The sequence below is a fragment of the Brevundimonas sp. TWP2-3-4b2 genome (genome assembly GCF_049897345.1).
In the GTDB taxonomy this organism is placed as follows: domain Bacteria; phylum Pseudomonadota; class Alphaproteobacteria; order Caulobacterales; family Caulobacteraceae; genus Brevundimonas.
Genome location: NZ_JAFCWB010000002.1, coordinates 555,363 through 572,215, shown reverse-complemented (window position 1 = coordinate 572,215; position 16,853 = coordinate 555,363). Strand labels below are relative to the sequence as shown.

Below are 16,853 nucleotides of genomic sequence, written 5' to 3'. Positions count from 1 at the left end.
GCCGTCCCGCCGGCACATCATGACAAATCTGATCCTGAACCCTGATCGGGCGCAGTATGCGCCCGCCCTTCAGCTCGCCTTTATCAAGGGCGCGGCTGGTCCGCATTCCCGGCCTCTGCCCGCTGGTTTAACCAGCGGGGAACTCAACATCCTGCAACCGGGGTCGCCGGTTTTCACACCATTCGCATTGGTCAGCTACGGTCAATTCATCAGTAGCATCGGAGCGCCCGCACCCGGCATTATCGCCACCCGCGACAGGGCGACGACAACGATCATCGGCGATAGCGGCGGCTTCCAATTCATCAGCAAACCCGATCTGTATCAGGGCAGGCCGACCGTTCTGAAGGCGATGGGCTGGCTCAAGGCGAACTCCGACATCGCGATGACCGTCGATATTCCTACGCGCGCTGTCGGCTCCGCGACATGGCCCACATTCCAGGCTTGCTTGAGCGACACCTTGGCGAACCTAGCGGTCCTGAGTTCAGCGCGGACGCCGGGCCGACCAAGGTTCCTGAACGTCCTGCAGGGCCGCGACTGGAAGGAGTGCCGGGCTTGGTACGATGCCGTGAAGGCATATCCGTTCGATGGCTGGGCCTTCGGCGGCGGTTCGCGTGAACTGTCCATAATGCTGCGCCTCCTCGCGCTTATGAGGCAGGAGGGGAACCTCGGCGGCCAGTACGGTCACGTTCATATCCTCGGGACGAGCAGCCTGTCTCGGGCTGTTCAGTTCACCCAGATCAAGCGGGCCCTCCGGGATGCTGGACTGACCGTGGAAGTCACGTTCGATACCGCGACGCCCAGCCATTATGTGAAGTTCGGCAAGATGATCGCGGGAATGAACCCCGGGAAACTCACTGCTTCGACTGCCCGCGTTCCGCTGTCGCCGACTTATCGTGGCTCGACCCTATCCCTTCCCGGCCGGACTTTCGTGGCCCGCCACGCGCAGGTGGGCGACCTGCTGGGCCCATCGGCCCCTAGCCATTCCAGAAATGCTTTGAGTGCGGGATCGGTGGCTTGCCACTGCCACGCGTTCAATAGCTCTAGCGGTGAGTCCGCCCGGTGAGTGAAGCCGCTCATGCTGCAATCCCCGCGGCATAGTCGGCCAGGCGTTGCCGCACCGTCCCCGCGGTCTTCACAGCCGCGACCGCAAAGATAAGGTGTTTGACGCCGCCGCGTTTGCCCAAGGGGAAGGACGAACGCTCGGGCGCGAACGTGGTCTCGGCCACCCGCTCGAAACTCTCACCGGAAACTCGAAAAAGCGCCATCTGCCCACCCTTTGTGAAAGTCCGATTATTGATCGGGCTGGCGTTTGGCACGACCAAAAACATCTGTGGTCGATTTGAGCAGTGTAGACTTGCCGAAATTCAGCCCGGCCAAACCAACTTTCATCCCCTAAAACTATGGTTGTGACGCTCGAATTATTTTCGGGTCAGTCTGTGGTCGCATATTTGGACGACGGCATTAGAGCGGCGACATCGACAACCACAACGAGGTGTTCATGTCCCTTCTGAAATCCCTGAAACTGTCTGCCGCAAAGCCGCAATCCCAGCCGGCCAGCCCGCAGGAACGCGATCGCGAAAAGCTGCGCGGTTATCTCGCTGAACAGCGAGCGCTGGTCGAAGCGACCATCGCAGGCAAACCCTATGCGGTCGTCCGCACGGTCACCAAGACGGACGAGGCCGGAAACCGGACGCGCGTGGAAGTCCCGCGCACCGTCCGCAAGGGCTGGTTCACGGGCGACGGCGGCAAGGTCTACTTCCAGCTCCGCTACGGCGGCCGGCCCCTGGAACTGGCCAAGGGCATGACCTCCGTCGAAGCCGAGGGCCTGGCCGCTATCGGCCCCATCATCGACACGCTGGATCAGGCAGTTCTGGCCGGTGAGTTTGATGCCGCCGTGGCCGCCGCTGCGCAGGCGCGCGCCGCGACGATGAAGGCCGCGAAGGCGAAGAAGGCGGGCTAACCTGTGCCAGAATAGATGGGCGGCAATGCCGCCCATCACCCTTTTTCCGGCAGGAAGACATCATGGCCCACGTCGTCGTTTTCGATCTTAAGACCATTCCCGATCTGGAAGCCGTTTCGCGCATCCACGCGATCGAGCCGCACGACGAAGATCAGGCTCAAGAGATCGTCGGCACCAAGTTCTGCAAACTTCCCCTGCACCGGATCGCCTGCATTGGTGCCTTGATCGCGGAGAGCAGCGACAATGGCTGGATCGTCCGCTCGCTCGGTGCGCCGCACATAGGCGACCGCAGTGAAGCCGACCTCATCGCCAGTTTCGCTGACCGCCTGAACGACCTGCGGCCATGCCTCGTGTCGTTCAACGGAAGCGGCTTTGACCTGCCGGTGCTGCGCTACCGGGCGATGGTCAACCAGTTGTCGGCGCCGGGCTTGTATGCGCGCGGCTATTTCAAGCGGTACTCCGACGACGCAGTGGACCTGTGCGACGTGCTGGCCAGCTTCACCACCCAGGGCAAATGCAAGCTGGATGAGCTGGCGCGCATCCTCGGCCTGCCCGGAAAACCCGACGGCGTCGATGGCTCCAAGGTGGCCGAGTACGTGGCCACGGGGCGCATTCAGGAAGTCGCCGACTACTGCGAAACCGATGTGGTGAACACCTATCGCGTCTGGCTGCGATACGAGTTGATGCGGGGTGCGCTGACCGCAGAGGCGTTCGAGCAAAGCGAGCGAAGCCTTTCCGATTTCATAGACGCCCGGTCATCGGACAGACCCCACCTCGCTCCTTTTGCGAGGCCTTCCTCGTTGCCGGACGATGCAGCTGGGAGCGCCTCGAATTAGTTTAGGGTTCAGCAGCACGGCGTGGGATCTGGCCTTCAGCGAAGTGCGGGCCGAAATCCGAAACAGCAGGAATGGCCGCGTCCGAGTTGAACTTTGGGTCAATGCCCTCCTGTATGACGGAGAGGACGAAGGCGTGTTGCCGGAAGTGGCCCCGAACGTCGTATCCCTTTGCCGAGCGCGACTGGAGCTGACCCGGCACTTAGTTGCGGTGATCGACGTGCGGCATCGGGTATTGAAGCGATATCCCCTCCTGGCCGTCTTGGCAGAAACCCATGGCTGGGAGCCGGAGGCGCTAGGTCTGGCCTATCTTTGCCATCTGTGGCGAAATCTCGAAGCCGTCAGCGAGCCCCGCACAGGGCCAAAACAGTCTGGGGGCAGCGTGTAGCCCTGCGCATTGTTGAGGGGCATTCTGAGGGTCCGTAGGGCGCAACGAACTAGTTTTCGGACCGGGCAATCAACGCATCGAGATTGCCAGCGGCTCGAGTGGCTACGCTCAGCACACCTTCTCTCATTCCGGGAACGCCGGACTTGAGTTGGCTCATCACTCCTGCTCGACCGAGAAGTTCACCCCGATTGCTGAACTTGAAGCTGAGGGCACCGCCTACAAGTATCATGGTCAAGGTCTTCTGAGGTCGGTTGGCGTTCTCCTCTGCGCCAAAGTGATCTTCCGGGTCGCACACGACCATTTCCACAACGCCCTTGATCGCTTCGTGGACTTTTTGGCGAGCATCCAAGCACGTGTCGAAATCATCGCTGCTCATTGCGTCCTTCACACTCAGGACGCGTTGAAGATGGCCATTCGGACCTATCTGCCCCTTCGCTAGGATCAGGGCTTCGTCGGCGTCAACGACCCCGGCTTGTGCGAGGGTCAGCTCATCGACGAGACGGTCGTATTTCTCAATCAGCGGTGCCGGGTCCTTCACCAGCGACATTGTTGTCGTAATGTTATCCAGGCGCTCGCGCACCACCTCTACTGCCTTGCGGGCTTCCGCCAGTGCGATGTTCGCTGCCAGTGTTTCACCGGGCTTCTGGAAGAAGCTGTCGTCCAGGGCTAGGTGCAGGATTTCGGCGAGCGCAGCCTTCTCGAAATCGAGATAGCGGTACATCACCCCGCTGTCGCATCCCCGCCCGAGACTGGCGTTCGCGCAGTGAAGGTATCCCGGCCCTGCATGTTTGTTTTTCGCGCTGCTAGGACCACGCTGCATGGTCACGACCCCGCTGCACCGACTGCACCGCATGACGCCCATAAACAGATTGCCGTAGGCGTTGATGTAACGGCGGCCGCCGGTCTTTCGACGACCCATCCGGCCAGCGCGAGCGCGTGACACAAGGTCCGCATCGACGATGCGGGGGTAATAGCCCACTACCCGTTTGCCGTTCTCTTTCTTCCGGTTGGCGAAGTACGGAATCATGTCGCCTTCAGGCTGAGGCCCGTCAATCCACCGCATGATGTGGGTTGGCGTGAAGCCGTTGCCGCCCGTATCGCCCCACGGCTTTGCTGTTCCGGCCAGCCGTTTCGCAATCCGGGCAATCCCATCGCCGGCGGCAGTCCATTCGTAAACGCTCCGGATAACGGCAGCTCGTTCCGTGACGATCCTGAAACTCGTACCTTGGTCGCCTTGACCGATTTCGACCGGCGTTAGCCACCCGGGACAACGAGCGGTCATTACCTCGCCCCGCTCGGCTTTCTCGGTCAATTTTCGGTGCCAAGCTGCACCAACCCGCCGTCCCTTTTCGGCACTCTCGTCCATTGCCAGTTTGGCAGCCATCCAAACTTCGATGGCATCGAGCATACTATCGAGCGAGGCGTCGTCGTATTGTTTGTCGTGCGTGGAAACGGCGACAACCATCCCGCACTCAATGACTTTCTCAAGCCACCGTCGAGCAAGCCGGTGCCCCTGCCTCGAAAGACGGTCAAGCTTTTCAACGACGAGAACAGTGCCGGGGGCGAACTCCCCGGCCTCGATCCGCTTCGTCAGCTTCCCGAGATTCCCACCGAGCAGATGATCGCCCTTGTAGGCGGAACGCCCCTTGTCGCTGATCCACTCGACAACTGGCCAACCTTTCCGGTCACAGTAGGCGCGGATGTCAGTTTGCTGGCGCTCTAATGAATCACCGCGTTCCTGTTTGGGCGTTGAAAATCGTAGATAGCCCAATGCGTTAGGCATGCTTGTCCCTTCTGCTTGAGCTAGCTTAGCACAAGTTAGGTAACTGCCACGCCCTGCTCGATGCTGGTCAGGGCGCGGGAGGCGAACTCCAGCTCCTTCTTCTGGCTCAGCTTGTCCGGATAGAAGACCCCGCGCCACGGCTCATAGGTCCAGCCGCCGATGCCGACGCGAATGGGATGGGTCATTGGTCGCCGTCCGTTCTGCTTTTTGAGCCAAGCGGGTCATTCTGCCAATCTTCATGGCCGTGCCGTACGCTCAGGATCACCACGCCGTCGGGCGTGTCTTCATAGATCACGACATGGGCCTTGAACGAGAACGCCCGGATGGCAGGGGTTATCTCAGACCTGACGCGGGTCATGCCGGGATTGTCCGCAAGCTTCTGAAACAGCGCATGTAGGTCGTCATGATAGCGATCCGCCTGCCGTTCCCCGAACAGTTCATACCCTTGGAGATAGGCTGCCAGAATGTCATCGTCGGCGCATTGCGTCAGCCGATAGACGCTCATGCGGCGGCGTCTCGTGCCGCGATCCGGGCCTTCGCGTCCGCGCGGATGTCTTCCATGGTGCGGTTGCTCAGGCCGCTTGCCCGGGCCTCGTCAACGAGGCGCTGCATGTGCGCGATCTTCTCAGCCTTGATCTGTTCGCGGCGGATCAGGTCGCGGACATAGTCGCTGGAGTTGGCATAGCGCCCGTCCGCAGACTGCGCCTCGACCCACGCCTTCATCTGGTCCGGCAGGGAAATGTTCATCGTGGCCATGGGGGGCTCCTTCGACGCAAAACGTCCGTTCTTTGGCAAACCTTGTCAATCCGTCGTGAACCGGATCGAGCCCACGGCCAGCTCGCCCGCCTCAAGGCCGTTGCCGAAGCCGCTGGACGAGATCACCACAGACTGAGCGCCGTCGCTGACGACGGCCCAGAGGCATTCGCCGGCGGCGGCGTGGAAGCCGGTTTCCGGGTCGCTGATGCCGCAGGTGACCACGGCGCGCAGGCCGGCGTGGCCGTTCACCTCTAACGGCTCGACCGCGACGGGCTCGAACCGGCCGTAGGTGGTGATCAGCCGGCCCTCGGCGTTGCGCACGAAGCCCGCCTCCGCCGCCGCGACGGTCTCAAGCGGGCCGGCGTAGGCCTGGACGCTCAGGAGGTCCCGCATAAATTCTTCAGCGGCCGGATCGAACAGGATGATGCAGCGCGGCGTCTCCTCATCGCAGGGACGCATCTGCAGACCGGCGGCCCGGTCGAAGGCGAAGCCAGGACGCGCGGGCGGTCGGGGTGCCGCCTGCGGGGCTTCAGGCGCGGCGACCGCGGCGGGCTCCTGGCATCCGGCCATCCCTAATGCGGTCAGAACCGCGACAAAGCCCAAACCGTTCATGACCCGCCTCCCGCCTGTTGCTGCCAAGCCTGTCCCCGGTGAGGCCGGCGATCAAGGCCTCAGTAGGCGAAGTCCCGGTACATCCGGCTGACATCGCCCTGCCACTCGCCGTGATACAGCTCCAGCAGCCGGTCGGCGGGGGTGATCCCGCTGTCAGCGATGTCTTCCAGCTCTGACAGATAGCCGCGCTCGTCGACCATGCCGCCGCTGAATCGGGCGCGGCTCTTCAGTCCCTGTTTGGCGATCGCCACCATGTCGACGGCGATGTCGCGCACCGAACGGCCCGCGACCTTGGCCTTGAGGCCCAGCCGGGTGACGTCGCGGCGCAGGCGTTCGTGGTCGGCGATGTCCCAGTCCTTGACCAGGTCCCAGGCCGCTGCCAGGGCTCCCCCGTCATACAGGATGCCCGCCCACAGGGCCTGGAGGGCGCAGATCCGGCTCCACGGACCGCCGTCGGCACCGCGCATCTCGAGATAGGACTTCAGCCGCACCTCGGGGAAAAGCGTGGTCAGATGGTCGTTCCAGTCCTTCAGCGTGGCGCGTTCGCCGGGCAGGGCGGGCAGGCCGTCAGTCATGAAGCCGCGGAACGACTGACCCGACAGGTCGACATAGGTCTCGCCGCGCTTGGCGAAATACATCGGCACATCCAGCGCATAGTCGGCGTAGCGCTCGAAGCCGAAGCCGTCGCGGAAGACGAAATCGAGCATGCCGGTGCGGTCGGGGTCGGTGTCGGTCCAGACATTGGCCCGCGCCGACAGGAAGCCGCTGGGCTTGCCCTCGATGAAGGGCGAACAGGCGAACAGGGCGGTGGCGATCGGCTGCAACGCCAGGGAGGTGCGGAATTTGGCCACCATGTCGGCCTCGGAGTCGAAGTCCAGGTTCGACTGGATGGTGCAGGTGCGCAGCATCATATCGAGACCCAGTCCGCCCTTCTTAGGCATGTAGGCGCGCATGATGGCATATCGGCCCTTGGGCATGACGGGCACGTCCTCGCGCCGCCACAGCGGGTCGAAACCGGCCCCGATGAAGCCCAGGTTCATCTGGTCGGCGACCTGTTTGACCTCCATCAGATGGCGGCCGGTCTCGTCGCAGATTTCGTGCACATCCTTCAGGGGCGCGCCCGAGAGTTCGAACTGGCCGCCGGGCTCCAGACTGATGGAGGCGGTCATGCCGTCGGTGTTCTTGCGCTCAAGGGCGATGACGTGGCCCGCCTCCTCGACCGGAGACCAGCCGAACCGCTGCAGGCCGGTCAGCATCGCCAGGATGCCGCCTTCGCCCTCATAGGCCGGGCGGCGCAGGGTGGTGCGGTCGAAGCCGAATTTCTCGTGCTCGGCACCGATGCGCCATTGCGCCTTTGGCTTGGCCCCCTTCGACATGGCGCCGATCAGGTCTTCCCGGGAAAGCGGTTCAGCGTCGGCCATGTGGATCTTTCAGCCCCAGAAGCCCGAAGGCTGTCGTGGCGGCTAGATGGGGCGAAACGGCGCGATGCTCAAGAGTTGTCGCGATGGACCGTGCCGTGTTTCCGCCGGAACGTGAGCGGTGTCATCACGCTGACGAAGAAGGCGACCGACCAGCCAAGCAAAATGGCCCCTGCCACGCCCTCCATGGCCCCCAGCAATCGCCACTTCGGTGCCATCAGTTCGTCGCTATAGCCGATGGAGCCATAGCTGATGCTGGAGAAATAGACGGCCTCGCGCAGGTCCGGCACCGCGCCGATCAGCCGGTACACGGCGGCGTACATCCAGATCTCCACGCCATGGATGACGAACAGCCCCAGGACCACGGCGATGGTCAGCAGGGCGTGTCGCCACAGCGGTCCCTCGACATAGGACCGGCCCGCCCGGATTTCGTAGATTTCCAGGACCCGCCCGAGGCTGAGCAGGCCGAAGCCGTGCAGGCTGACGGCGGTCAGGGCCAGAATCGTGGACAGGGCCAATTCGTTGAACATGCCATATCCTGCACCCAAGCCGTCGGCCCGGCTAGCGGTCCCAGTCGCCCACAGCCGCCTGCCACAGCGTCAGGGCGGCGACGGCGGCCGTGTCGGCGCGCAGGATTCTCGGCCCCAGCGAGACGGCGGCGGTCAACGGCATCGCCCGCAGGCGGTCACGCTCCTCCGGCGAGAAACCGCCCTCCGGACCGATCAGCACGGCCCAGGGGCCTTCGCCCGCCGCGTGCAGGGCGGGGCCGGCCGCCGCACCCCCCGTCTCGTCGCAGAACATCAGCCGTCGCTGCCCGTCCCAGCCGTCCAGCAGGTCCGTCAGCTTCACCGGCTCGTCGATCATCGGCAGATCCACCCGCCCGGTCTGTTCGGCGGCCTCGATGGCGATGGCGTCCAGCCGGTCCATGCGCACATGCGAGGTCTGGGTGCGGTGGGTGACGACCAGCCGGATGCGCCGTACGCCCAGTTCGACCGCCTTTTCGACCGCGAACTCCAGGGCGCTCTTCTTGACCACGCTGATCAGCAGTTCGACGTCGGGGCCGCAGGACTGGGGCCGCACCTGTTCGTCCGCGCGCAGAACGACGCCCTTCTTCAGGACTTCGGTCAGGGTGCAGCGCCACTCACCGTCGCGGCCGTTGAAGACCAGCAGCTCGTCGCCGATCTTCAGCCGCATGACCTGGGTCAGATAACGCGACTGGTCGAGCGTCGGCAGGACGGCGGCGTCCGGGGACAAGTCACCCGCTACAAACAGTCTGACCACACTGATCTCCGCTCATCCCCGCGAAAGCGGGGACCCAGTTCTTTCGTCGCGCACCTTGGCGGCTGCAACCGATTCAGAACAGATCGTCGAACAGATCACGCCAGCCCGGATTTGTCTTTTCGATCAGTTCCAGCTTCCAGACCCGGTTCCATTTCTTGATCTGGCGCGCCCGGACGAAGGCGGCGTGGCGCGTCTCATGCCATTCGTACCAGACTAGCGTCGCGCAACCGTATCTGGCGGTGAATCCCCTGAACACCTTGTCCCGATGCTGGGCCGTCCGGACAATCAGCGAATCCGTCGACCCCGTGTAGAGCGTGCCGTTCCGTCTGCTCGCAACGATGTAGGTGTAAAACGCCACAGCCTGTCTCGCGAAAGGACTGGGTCCCCGCTTTCGCGGGGATGAGCGGGATGAAAATCGATCCTACAAGGTCCGCGCGATCAGCAGCTTCATGATCTCGTTCGTCCCGCCGTAGATGCGCTGGACGCGGGCGTCCTTGTACAGCTGGGCGATCGGATATTCGTTCATATAGCCATAGCCGCCGTGCAGCTGCAGCATCTCGTCGATGACCTCGCCCTGGATGTCGGTGACCCAGTATTTGGCCATGGAGGCCGTGACGGCGTCGAGCTCGCCCTTGAGCAGCAGGCCCATGCAGTGGTCGACGAAGACCTTGGCCACCGTCAGCTTGGTCTTGACCTCGGCCAGTTTGAACTGGGTGTTCTGGAAGTCGATGACCCGCTTGCCGAAGGCCTTGCGCTCCTTGACGTAGGCGAGAGTCTCCTGGAGCCCGCGCTCGGCCGCGGCCACGCCCTGGACGGCGATGTTGAGCCGTTCCTGGGGCAGTTGCTGCATCAGCTGGATGAAGCCCTGACCCTCGCCGCCGCCGATGATGTTCTCGCCCGGGACCTTCACATCGTTGAAGAACAGCTCGGAGGTGTCATTCCCCTCCATGCCGATCTTGTGCAGGTTCCTCCCGCGCTCGAAGCCCTCTGCCCCGTCCGTCTCGACGATGATCAGGCTGGTGCCCTTGGCACCCTCGGACGGGTCGGTCTTGGCCACGACGATGATGAAATTGGCCAGCTGGCCGTTGGTGATGAAGGTCTTGGACCCGTTCACCACATACTGGTTGCCGGTCTTGACGGCGGTGGTCTTGATCCCCTGAAGGTCGCTGCCCGCACCGGGCTCGGTCATGGCGATGGCCCCGACCAGTTCGCCCGACTGCAGCCGCGGCAGCCAGCGCGCCTTCTGCTCTGCGGTGCCGTAGTGCCAGATGTAGGGCATGACGATCGCATTGTGCAGCGAGATGCCGAAATGGTCCGCGCCCTTCCAGCCCAACTGGCGCATCAGCACGACTTCATGGCGATAGTCGCCGCCCATGCCGCCGTCTTCCTCGGGCATGGACAGGCCCAGCAGGCCCGCGTCGCCTGCGTCGTTCCAGAGCTTGCGCGGCACGGATGAGTTGGCCAGCCAGGACTGCACCGCCTCGGGCGCGGCATGCTCGTCGATCCATTTGCCGACACTGTCAGAGAAGAGGGTGATCTCCTCTTCCTGCATGAAGGCGGGCTCGGGGACGTTGAGGACGTTCATGGCATACGCTCAGCTTCTCCCTCCCTCTCCGAGGGAGGGTGGCCGCGAAGCGGCCGGGTGGGAGGGGCTGGGCGACGAGGGCGCGGCTGGATTGCCGAGCCCTCCCCACCCCGTCGGCTTCGCCGACGACCCTCCCCCGGAGGGGGAGGGAGAAGTCAGTCCGTCGTCAGAACGCCTCGGCCGGCATCTGCATCAGCACCTCGGCGCCCGTCTTCATCTTGATCAGATGGGCCCCCGTATCCGGCAGGATGCGCTCGACGAAATAGCGGCCGGTCATCAGCTTGTTGGCGTAGAAGGGGTCGGTTGACCCCTCTTCGACATTGGCCTGCGCCGCCTTGGCCATCTGGGCCCACATATAGGCCAGGGCCGTCAAACCGAAGATGTGCAGATAGTCGGTCGAGGCCGCGCCGGCATTGTCCGGGTTCTGCATGCCGTTCTGCATCAGCCACATGGTGGCCTCCTGCAGCTTCTTCTTGGCGTCGGTCAGGCCGTCGACATAGGGCTTGATGGGCGTCTCGCCGCCGTTCTCGGAGACGAAGGCGTCGATGTCCGCGAACCAGCTCATGATGGCCCGGCCGCCGTTGGCCGGCAATTTTCGGCCTACAAGGTCCAGCGCCTGGATGCCGTTGGCACCCTCGTAGATCATGGTGATCCGGGCATCGCGCAGATACTGGGACGCCGCGAAATGTTCGGTGTAGCCGCTGCCGCCGTGCACCTGCATGGCCAGCGAGGCGACGTGGAAGCCCTTGTCGGTCAGATAGGCTTTCAGCACCGGGGTGATCAGACCCATATAGTCATGGGCCTTCTGCGCCTCGGCCGCGTCGTTCGAGTGTTGCAGATCGGCCTGGAGCGCGGTCCACAGGGTGAAGGCCTGGCCGCCTTCGACGAAGGCCTTGGCCTCCAGCAGCATGCGGCGGACATCGGGGTGGACCAGGATCGGGTCGGCGGCCAGTTCGGGGTTCTTCGGTCCCGTCAGGCTGCGCCCCTGCAGGCGGTCCTTGGCGAACTCGGCGGCGGCCTGATAGGCGGCGGTGCCGATCGACAAGCCCTGCAGGCCGGTGCCGAGGCGGGCCTCGTTCATCATCACGAACATGGCGGCCATGCCCTTGTTCTCGGTCCCGACCAGCCAGCCCTTCGCGTCCTCATAGGCCATGACGCAGGTGGCGTTGCCGTGGATGCCCATCTTGTGCTCGAGGCCGGCACAGGCGGCACCGACGTTGCGCTCGCCCAGCGAGCCGTCCTCATTGACGAAGACCTTGGGCACGACGAACAGGCTGATGCCCTTGATCCCCTCCGGCGCGCCCTCGATGCGGGCCAGCACCAGATGGATGATGTTGTCGGTGAAATCGTGCTCGCCCGACGAGATCCAGATCTTCTGGCCGGTGATGTTGAAACTGCCGTCGCCGTTCGGGACCGCCTTGGTGCGGATCAGGCCCAGGTCCGTGCCGCACTGCGGCTCGGTCAGGTTCATGGTGCCGCCCCATTCGCCCGAGGCCATCTTGGGCAGGTACATGGCCTTCTGCTCGTCCGAGCCGTTGGCGTTCAGCCCCCAGTAGGCCCCGGCCGTCAGGCCCGGATACATCGAGAAGGCGGCGCTGGCGGCGGCGGTCATCTGGCCGAAGGCCATGGCTACGACCGACGGCATGCCCTGACCGCCGTGCTCGGGCAGGGCCGAGAGCGCGGGCCAGCCGGCGGCGACCATGGCCTGGTAGGCTTCCTTCCAGCCGGTCGGGCCGGTGACCTTGCCGTCGACCCATTTGCAGCCTTCCTGATCGCCGATGCGGTTCAGGGGGGCGATGACCTCCTCGGCGAATTTGGCACCTTCCTCGAGGATCTGGGCAACCAGATCGGACGAGACGTCGGCGAAGCCGGGCTGGTTCGAATAGCGGTCGATTTCCAGCACCTCGTCCAGAATGAACGTCAGGTCGCGGACAGGCGCCTTGTAGGCCATGATCAGGCTCTCGCTTTGAAGGGCTGGTGGTGGGGATCGGGGTTCAGCCGGGCCTTGAGCAGGCTGGCATATTCTTCGGCACCCGGCAGCAGGTCGGGCCGGTGCTCGCCGAGCTTGCGCTCCATGACGGCGCAGGCTTCCTCGGCGGTCTCGATGGCGGCGTCGAGGTCTTCGCGCTGCTGTTTCAGCGCCGCGATCTGGGCGCGATGACGGCGCAGGGCGACGGCCATCTGATGGGCGTTGTGATCGTCGTGGTCGTAGAGATCCAGCATCTCCTGGATTTCCAGCAGGCTGAAACCGATGCGCCGGCCGCGCAGGATCAGCTTCAGCCGGGCCCGGTCGCGGGCGTCGTAGACGCGCGTCTGACCCTTGCGGGCGGGCGTCAGCAGCCCCTTGTCCTCATAGAATCGCAGGGCCCGCGCCGTCGCGCCGAACTCGCGGCACAACTGGCGGATCGAATAGGTGCGATGATCGTCGGCGGTCGCCATGTGTCCGTCATAACTTGACGTGGACGTAAAGGGAAGCCTTTAGGTCGGCATGGCCCGCAAACACGTCAATCTCGGCTCGGCTCCCGACAAACGCGATCTGCCGCAGAAGACCTGCGTCGTCTGCGGCCGGCCGTTCTCATGGCGCCGCAAATGGGCGCGCGACTGGGAGAGCGTGAAAGTCTGCTCGGACCGGTGCCGGGCCGCCGGACCGAAGGCCTAGCGAACCTCGCGGGCCCGGAACCAGAGCACGGGCACGGTCATGGCGATCAGGACCAGATTGGTGATCGCCGGCCCGGCGTCCATGCCGACGGCGTGGAGAGCCAGCATCACCGTCTCCAGCGCCAGCAGACCGCTCGTCGCCATGACCAGCAGCGGGCGTCCATGTTTCCACGAGACCAGCGGGGCCAGAACCAGCAGGGCCAGGATGATCTCGGCCAGGCCGAGGCCGCGCACCAGGTTCGGCACGACCAGCGCAGGCCAGCGCATCAGGTCAATCAGGTTGGACATCGGCTCGCTGAGCTTGGCGTAGCCGGCGGCGACGAAGAACATCGCGATCCAGCCCTGGAGCGTCCAGAGCGTCAGGTTGCGGTAGCTGGCGTTAAGTCGTGAACGGGCGGGTGTAAGGGTCTGGATCGTCATTTTTCTGACGCCGGGGAGGGCGCTCTTTTGATTGGCAACAGTGGCGATGTCGGATCGCATGAGCCGTTCCGCAAGAGAGCGAAGCGAGAGCGTAACCATCCGTGACCGCCTTCTGCGAGAGCTACGGGGCCGAAGCGTGGCCGTATGCATAATTCTCTGTAATGCGAGCGTGGTTGCGGTGGAGTTAAGGTCGGGCCGGAAACGGATCGCCCATACGGCGGGACGCATGCGACGCCGGGTTTGCGCCGCTTGCCCGCAGTCAGCGTGCGTTAAGCGCCCAGGTCTCGCCGCTTTCGCGCAGGCGATGCAGCTTGGCTTCGAACGGCCCCCAGTCGTCGTCGGCCTCGATTGCCGCCCAGATCGCTTCGACCTCGTCGATCAGCATCTCTTCGGGCTCGGGCCGGGCAAACATCGGATGTTCCAGCCGCTCCGGCCGGTTAGGCGCGTGCTCGAACAGGGCGAAGCGGAAGGCGTCGAACGTCTCGCCCTGCCAGAGTTTGCCGCGCGGTCCGCCGAGGGCGCGGGCGGATGACGCAAAGCCGCAGAACCAGTCGAAGAAGAGCGGCTCCCAGCGCAGGGCTTCGCCGCCCTCGCGCAACAGCGCCAGGGTCGCGTCCAGCAGACGCTGGTCCGCCGCCTCGCCGAGACTGAGCACCCCCAGCCGGGCGAGGAAGGCAGCGCGCAGTTCTTGGATGTATGCCGGCCCGAACGCATTGAGCGCCTCGGTCAGGGGTTCAGCATCGGCCACCAGCTTCAGGGCCCCGCCCAGCTGGGTCAGGGCCCAGAATACCGCCTCCGGCTGACGCGCGAAGGCATAGAGGCCTGAATGGTCGAAATAGGCGGCGGTGAATCCGGGCTCATAGGACGGCAGGAACCGCCACGGGCCATAGTCGAAGCTCTCGCCCGTGACATTCAGGTTGTCGGTGTTCAGCACACCGTGGACAAAGCCGGCGGCGATCCAGCTCGCGTTCAGCCGGGCCGAGGCCTCGACCACCGCCCGCAGAAAGCCCGGGACATCTCCCGCAGCGACGTCCGGGTGATAGAGGCTGCGGGCGTGTTCGACCAGGGCCTCGACCATGTCCTTGCGGCCCAGGTATGCGGCGCGCTGGAAGGTCCCGAAGCGGATGTGGCTGTGCGACAGCCGCACCAGCACCGCGGACCGCGTCGGTGACGGCTCATCGCCGCGTTGCAGGGCCTCGCCGGTCTCGATCAGGCTGAAGGCGCGGCTCGTGGGCACGCCCAGCGTCTCCAGCATTTCCGCGGCCAGAATTTCCCGAACGCCGCCCTTCAGCGTCAGCCGCCCGTCCCCGGCCCGCGACCACGGCGTCTGGCCCGATCCTTTTGTTCCCAGATCGAGCAGCCGGCCCCGATCATCGCGCATCTGTGCCGCCAGGAAGCCGCGCCCGTCGCCCAGATCGGGGTTGTAGGTGCGGAACTGGTGGCCGTGGTAGCGCATGGCAATCGGCCCCGGCTGCCCGGGCAGGGGCTCGAACCGGCCGAAATGGGCGGTCCACTCAGCGTCGGTGAGGGTCTCGAGCCCGACGGTCGCCGCCGCCCGATCGTTGCGGCGGCGCAGGAGGGCGGCGGGAAAGTCCGCCGGCCGTGCGGGATCGCCGTATTCATCGCCCAGATCGGCGAAGCGGGGCTCAGGTTGATAGGCGGCGGACGTCGGCATCCGCCGCAGATGCCGTTTCGAATCTTGCGGCGCAATAGTTGAACCTGGCGCGCCGACCTCTATTGTCGCCGACAGAGATCAGGCTGCCTTGCGCAGCCAGGCCGGCGCTCCTTTCAAGGGGCCGAATTCGGTCCGGCGTCCGTCGATAACCTGACGCCACGACAGACCTTTCCGATTCGGAGGCGACCGTGGCCCGTAACCTGACTCTCGACTTCCTCAAGACCGAGGCCGGTTCTGGCACCGTGCTGGGCCTTGCGGCCCTGTCGGCCCTCGTCGTCGCCAACTCGCCCTGGTCTGCGGCCTATTTCGGCTGGCTGAAGAGCGAACATCTCCTGCAGGTGGGGCCGCTGCTCCTCGAGCTGTCCATTTCCGAATGGATCAAGGAGGGGCTGATGGCGATCTTCTTCCTCGTGGTGGGGCTGGAGATCAAATACGAGATCCTGCGCGGCGAGCTCAGCGATCCGCGCAAGCTGGCCACGCCGGTGCTGGCCGCGGCCGGCGGCATGCTGGCACCCGCGCTCGTCTATCTTGCCTTCTCCGGCGTCATGGGCGGGCCGCACGGTGGCTGGCCGATCCCGCTGGCCACGGACATCGCCTTCGCCCTGGCCGTCTTTGCGATGGTGGCGCGGAACCTGCCGTCGTCGTTGCGGGTCTTCCTGCTGACCCTCGCCATTGTCGACGACCTGGGCGCGATCGCCCTGATCGCCGTGCTCTTTTCCAGCGGCGTCAGTCTTCTGCCGCTCGCGGGGGTGGTCGCCCTTCTGGTGGTCGGCTTCTTCGTGGCGCGGACGCGCAAGATACCGGCCCCCTTCTGGGTGCTGGGATTCGGCGTGGTCTGGTATCTGACCGTGCGGGCGGGGCTGTCGACGTCCCTCACCGCAGTCGCCTTCGCCGCCATCGTCCCCGTCGTCGAACGCCGCTGCGACGGCCAGAGCCCGTTGCAGGAGGCCATGCACGATCTGCATCCCTATGTGGCGTATCTGGTCCTGCCGCTGTTCGCCTTCGCCAAGGCGGGAGTCAGCTTCGCCGGCCTGTCGCTCGACCAGATGCTGGCTCCTCTGGTACTCGGCATCGCCTTTGGGCTGTTCGTCGGCAAGCAGCTCGGGGTGCTGGGTGCCGCCTGGCTGGCTTCGGCGCTGAAGATCGGCCGCAAGCCGACCGGCGCGACCTGGCTGGAAGTCTATGGGGTCAGCCTGCTGTGCGGTGTCGGCTTCACCATGAGCCTGTTTATCGGTGCCCTGGCCTTTCCCGGCGCGATCGACTCGCCGGAACAGGTCGAGGTCAAGCTGGGCGTGCTGCTGGGTTCGCTGGTTTCCGGCATGATCGGTGCCGGGGTTCTGGCCGCCGCGGCCCGGCGGCGCAAGAATTTGGCTCCAGAGGGTGCCGATACTACTGCCGGGTAGGCGAATATTGACGCAGCGTCATTGGTTTTTGTCGCTTTTGCGTCACACTGGAGCTTTCGCTATGGCAGAAAGGGGGCCGGT

Annotated in this window: 19 protein-coding genes and 1 pseudogene; 5 read left to right on the top strand and 15 right to left on the bottom strand. The window is 64.6% G+C overall.

The annotated features are described in order from the left end of the window. Positions 1–19 precede the first annotated feature (19 nt). Positions 20–1,063: a hypothetical protein gene (locus ACP7AS_RS06420; RefSeq protein WP_426028023.1), complete on the top strand. Its 1,044-nt coding sequence runs from the start codon at positions 20–22 to the stop codon at positions 1,061–1,063. A 10-nt stretch (positions 1,064–1,073) separates the two neighbouring features. Here the strand turns inward: ACP7AS_RS06420 and ACP7AS_RS06415 are convergent, their stop codons facing one another. After that, on the bottom strand, positions 1,074–1,328 hold the full coding sequence (locus ACP7AS_RS06415; RefSeq protein WP_426028022.1) for a hypothetical protein: 255 nt from the start codon (positions 1,326–1,328) through the stop codon (positions 1,074–1,076). A 170-nt stretch (positions 1,329–1,498) separates the two neighbouring features. Here ACP7AS_RS06415 and ACP7AS_RS06410 point away from each other — a divergent pair, with 170 nt between their 5' ends. Next, on the top strand, positions 1,499–1,960 hold the full coding sequence (locus tag ACP7AS_RS06410) for a hypothetical protein (protein ID WP_426028021.1): 462 nt from the start codon (positions 1,499–1,501) through the stop codon (positions 1,958–1,960). 62 nt (positions 1,961–2,022) lie between these two features. Then, positions 2,023–2,796, top strand: a complete 774-nt coding sequence (locus ACP7AS_RS06405) for a 3'-5' exonuclease (protein WP_426028020.1) — start codon at positions 2,023–2,025, stop codon at positions 2,794–2,796. Positions 2,797–3,230: 434 nt separating this feature from the next. Here ACP7AS_RS06405 and ACP7AS_RS06400 read toward each other — a convergent pair whose 3' ends face one another. The 12 genes and pseudogenes from ACP7AS_RS06400 to ACP7AS_RS06345 form a co-directional block, all read right to left on the bottom strand. Next, positions 3,231–4,964, bottom strand: coding sequence for a recombinase family protein (locus ACP7AS_RS06400; protein ID WP_426028019.1), 1,734 nt, complete (start codon positions 4,962–4,964; stop codon positions 3,231–3,233). Positions 4,965–5,020: 56 nt separating this feature from the next. Further along, positions 5,021–5,149 (bottom strand): annotated as a pseudogene (locus ACP7AS_RS06395) (DUF72 domain-containing protein); the annotation flags it as partial. Next, positions 5,146–5,469 (bottom strand): type II toxin-antitoxin system RelE/ParE family toxin, encoded by a 324-nt coding sequence (locus tag ACP7AS_RS06390; RefSeq protein WP_426028018.1) that lies wholly within the window; start codon positions 5,467–5,469, stop codon positions 5,146–5,148. The pseudogene ACP7AS_RS06395 and the gene ACP7AS_RS06390, both read right to left, overlap by 4 nt. Continuing rightward, entirely contained in the window at positions 5,466–5,759 is a 294-nt protein-coding gene (locus tag ACP7AS_RS06385; protein ID WP_426028017.1) for a type II toxin-antitoxin system ParD family antitoxin, read from the bottom strand. Before ACP7AS_RS06385 ends, ACP7AS_RS06390 begins: the two co-directional genes overlap by 4 nt. A gap of 6 nt (positions 5,760–5,765) precedes the next feature. Further along, on the bottom strand, positions 5,766–6,332 hold the full coding sequence (locus ACP7AS_RS06380) for a hypothetical protein (protein ID WP_426028016.1): 567 nt from the start codon (positions 6,330–6,332) through the stop codon (positions 5,766–5,768). Positions 6,333–6,391: 59 nt separating this feature from the next. Then, the gene (locus ACP7AS_RS06375) at positions 6,392–7,753 is read right to left on the bottom strand and encodes a glutamate--cysteine ligase (RefSeq protein WP_426028015.1); all 1,362 of its coding nucleotides are present in this window, start codon (positions 7,751–7,753) and stop codon (positions 6,392–6,394) included. 68 nt (positions 7,754–7,821) lie between these two features. Further along, on the bottom strand, positions 7,822–8,280 hold the full coding sequence (locus ACP7AS_RS06370; RefSeq protein ID WP_426028014.1) for an ion channel: 459 nt from the start codon (positions 8,278–8,280) through the stop codon (positions 7,822–7,824). A 31-nt stretch (positions 8,281–8,311) separates the two neighbouring features. Continuing rightward, a complete protein-coding gene (locus ACP7AS_RS06365; protein ID WP_426028013.1) occupies positions 8,312–9,031 on the bottom strand; it encodes a 16S rRNA (uracil(1498)-N(3))-methyltransferase in 720 nt (239 codons plus the stop codon). A gap of 73 nt (positions 9,032–9,104) precedes the next feature. Continuing rightward, complete coding sequence (locus tag ACP7AS_RS06360; RefSeq protein ID WP_426028012.1) at positions 9,105–9,389, bottom strand: GIY-YIG nuclease family protein; 285 nt, start codon at positions 9,387–9,389, stop codon at positions 9,105–9,107. 63 nt (positions 9,390–9,452) lie between these two features. Further along, on the bottom strand, positions 9,453–10,616 hold the full coding sequence (locus ACP7AS_RS06355; RefSeq protein WP_426028011.1) for an acyl-CoA dehydrogenase family protein: 1,164 nt from the start codon (positions 10,614–10,616) through the stop codon (positions 9,453–9,455). A gap of 166 nt (positions 10,617–10,782) precedes the next feature. Continuing rightward, on the bottom strand, positions 10,783–12,567 hold the full coding sequence (locus tag ACP7AS_RS06350; RefSeq protein WP_426028010.1) for an acyl-CoA dehydrogenase C-terminal domain-containing protein: 1,785 nt from the start codon (positions 12,565–12,567) through the stop codon (positions 10,783–10,785). Between the two features lie 2 nt (positions 12,568–12,569). Beyond that, positions 12,570–13,055 (bottom strand): MerR family transcriptional regulator, encoded by a 486-nt coding sequence (locus tag ACP7AS_RS06345; protein ID WP_426028009.1) that lies wholly within the window; start codon positions 13,053–13,055, stop codon positions 12,570–12,572. A 49-nt stretch (positions 13,056–13,104) separates the two neighbouring features. On the opposite strand from ACP7AS_RS06345, the gene ACP7AS_RS06340 reads away from it, so the two are divergent. Next, positions 13,105–13,275 carry a DUF2256 domain-containing protein gene (locus tag ACP7AS_RS06340; RefSeq protein WP_426028008.1) on the top strand — a complete coding sequence of 57 codons (171 nt, stop codon included), beginning with the start codon at positions 13,105–13,107 and terminating at the stop codon, positions 13,273–13,275. On the opposite strand, the gene ACP7AS_RS06335 is transcribed toward ACP7AS_RS06340, so the two are convergent. Both ACP7AS_RS06335 and ACP7AS_RS06330 read right to left on the bottom strand, forming a co-directional pair. Then, positions 13,272–13,694, bottom strand: a complete 423-nt coding sequence (locus tag ACP7AS_RS06335; protein WP_426028007.1) for a DoxX family protein — start codon at positions 13,692–13,694, stop codon at positions 13,272–13,274. The genes ACP7AS_RS06340 and ACP7AS_RS06335 overlap by 4 nt on opposite strands. A gap of 259 nt (positions 13,695–13,953) precedes the next feature. Further along, on the bottom strand, positions 13,954–15,369 hold the full coding sequence (locus tag ACP7AS_RS06330) for a protein adenylyltransferase SelO (RefSeq protein ID WP_426028006.1): 1,416 nt from the start codon (positions 15,367–15,369) through the stop codon (positions 13,954–13,956). A gap of 188 nt (positions 15,370–15,557) precedes the next feature. Here ACP7AS_RS06330 and nhaA point away from each other — a divergent pair, with 188 nt between their 5' ends. Next, positions 15,558–16,772, top strand: a complete 1,215-nt coding sequence (gene nhaA / locus ACP7AS_RS06325) for a Na+/H+ antiporter NhaA (RefSeq protein WP_426028005.1) — start codon at positions 15,558–15,560, stop codon at positions 16,770–16,772. The last annotated feature ends 81 nt before the right edge of the window (positions 16,773–16,853 follow it).

What these genes read in the sequence shown, in the direction of transcription:
- ACP7AS_RS06390 (WP_426028018.1), bottom strand. Translation starts at nt 5,469, where the DNA reads ATGAGCGTCTATCGGCTGACGCAATGCGCCGACGATGACATTCTGGCA.
- ACP7AS_RS06415 (WP_426028022.1), bottom strand. Translation starts at nt 1,328, where the DNA reads ATGTTTTTGGTCGTGCCAAACGCCAGCCCGATCAATAATCGGACTTTC.
- ACP7AS_RS06410 (WP_426028021.1), top strand. Translation starts at nt 1,499, where the DNA reads ATGTCCCTTCTGAAATCCCTGAAACTGTCTGCCGCAAAGCCGCAATCC.
- ACP7AS_RS06350 (WP_426028010.1), bottom strand. Translation starts at nt 12,567, where the DNA reads ATGGCCTACAAGGCGCCTGTCCGCGACCTGACGTTCATTCTGGACGAG.
- ACP7AS_RS06400 (WP_426028019.1), bottom strand. Translation starts at nt 4,964, where the DNA reads ATGCCTAACGCATTGGGCTATCTACGATTTTCAACGCCCAAACAGGAA.
- ACP7AS_RS06335 (WP_426028007.1), bottom strand. Translation starts at nt 13,694, where the DNA reads ATGACGATCCAGACCCTTACACCCGCCCGTTCACGACTTAACGCCAGC.
- ACP7AS_RS06345 (WP_426028009.1), bottom strand. Translation starts at nt 13,055, where the DNA reads ATGGCGACCGCCGACGATCATCGCACCTATTCGATCCGCCAGTTGTGC.
- ACP7AS_RS06330 (WP_426028006.1), bottom strand. Translation starts at nt 15,369, where the DNA reads ATGCCGACGTCCGCCGCCTATCAACCTGAGCCCCGCTTCGCCGATCTG.
- ACP7AS_RS06370 (WP_426028014.1), bottom strand. Translation starts at nt 8,280, where the DNA reads ATGTTCAACGAATTGGCCCTGTCCACGATTCTGGCCCTGACCGCCGTC.
- ACP7AS_RS06420 (WP_426028023.1), top strand. Translation starts at nt 20, where the DNA reads ATGACAAATCTGATCCTGAACCCTGATCGGGCGCAGTATGCGCCCGCC.
- ACP7AS_RS06405 (WP_426028020.1), top strand. Translation starts at nt 2,023, where the DNA reads ATGGCCCACGTCGTCGTTTTCGATCTTAAGACCATTCCCGATCTGGAA.
- ACP7AS_RS06340 (WP_426028008.1), top strand. Translation starts at nt 13,105, where the DNA reads ATGGCCCGCAAACACGTCAATCTCGGCTCGGCTCCCGACAAACGCGAT.
- ACP7AS_RS06355 (WP_426028011.1), bottom strand. Translation starts at nt 10,616, where the DNA reads ATGAACGTCCTCAACGTCCCCGAGCCCGCCTTCATGCAGGAAGAGGAG.
- ACP7AS_RS06375 (WP_426028015.1), bottom strand. Translation starts at nt 7,753, where the DNA reads ATGGCCGACGCTGAACCGCTTTCCCGGGAAGACCTGATCGGCGCCATG.
- ACP7AS_RS06380 (WP_426028016.1), bottom strand. Translation starts at nt 6,332, where the DNA reads ATGAACGGTTTGGGCTTTGTCGCGGTTCTGACCGCATTAGGGATGGCC.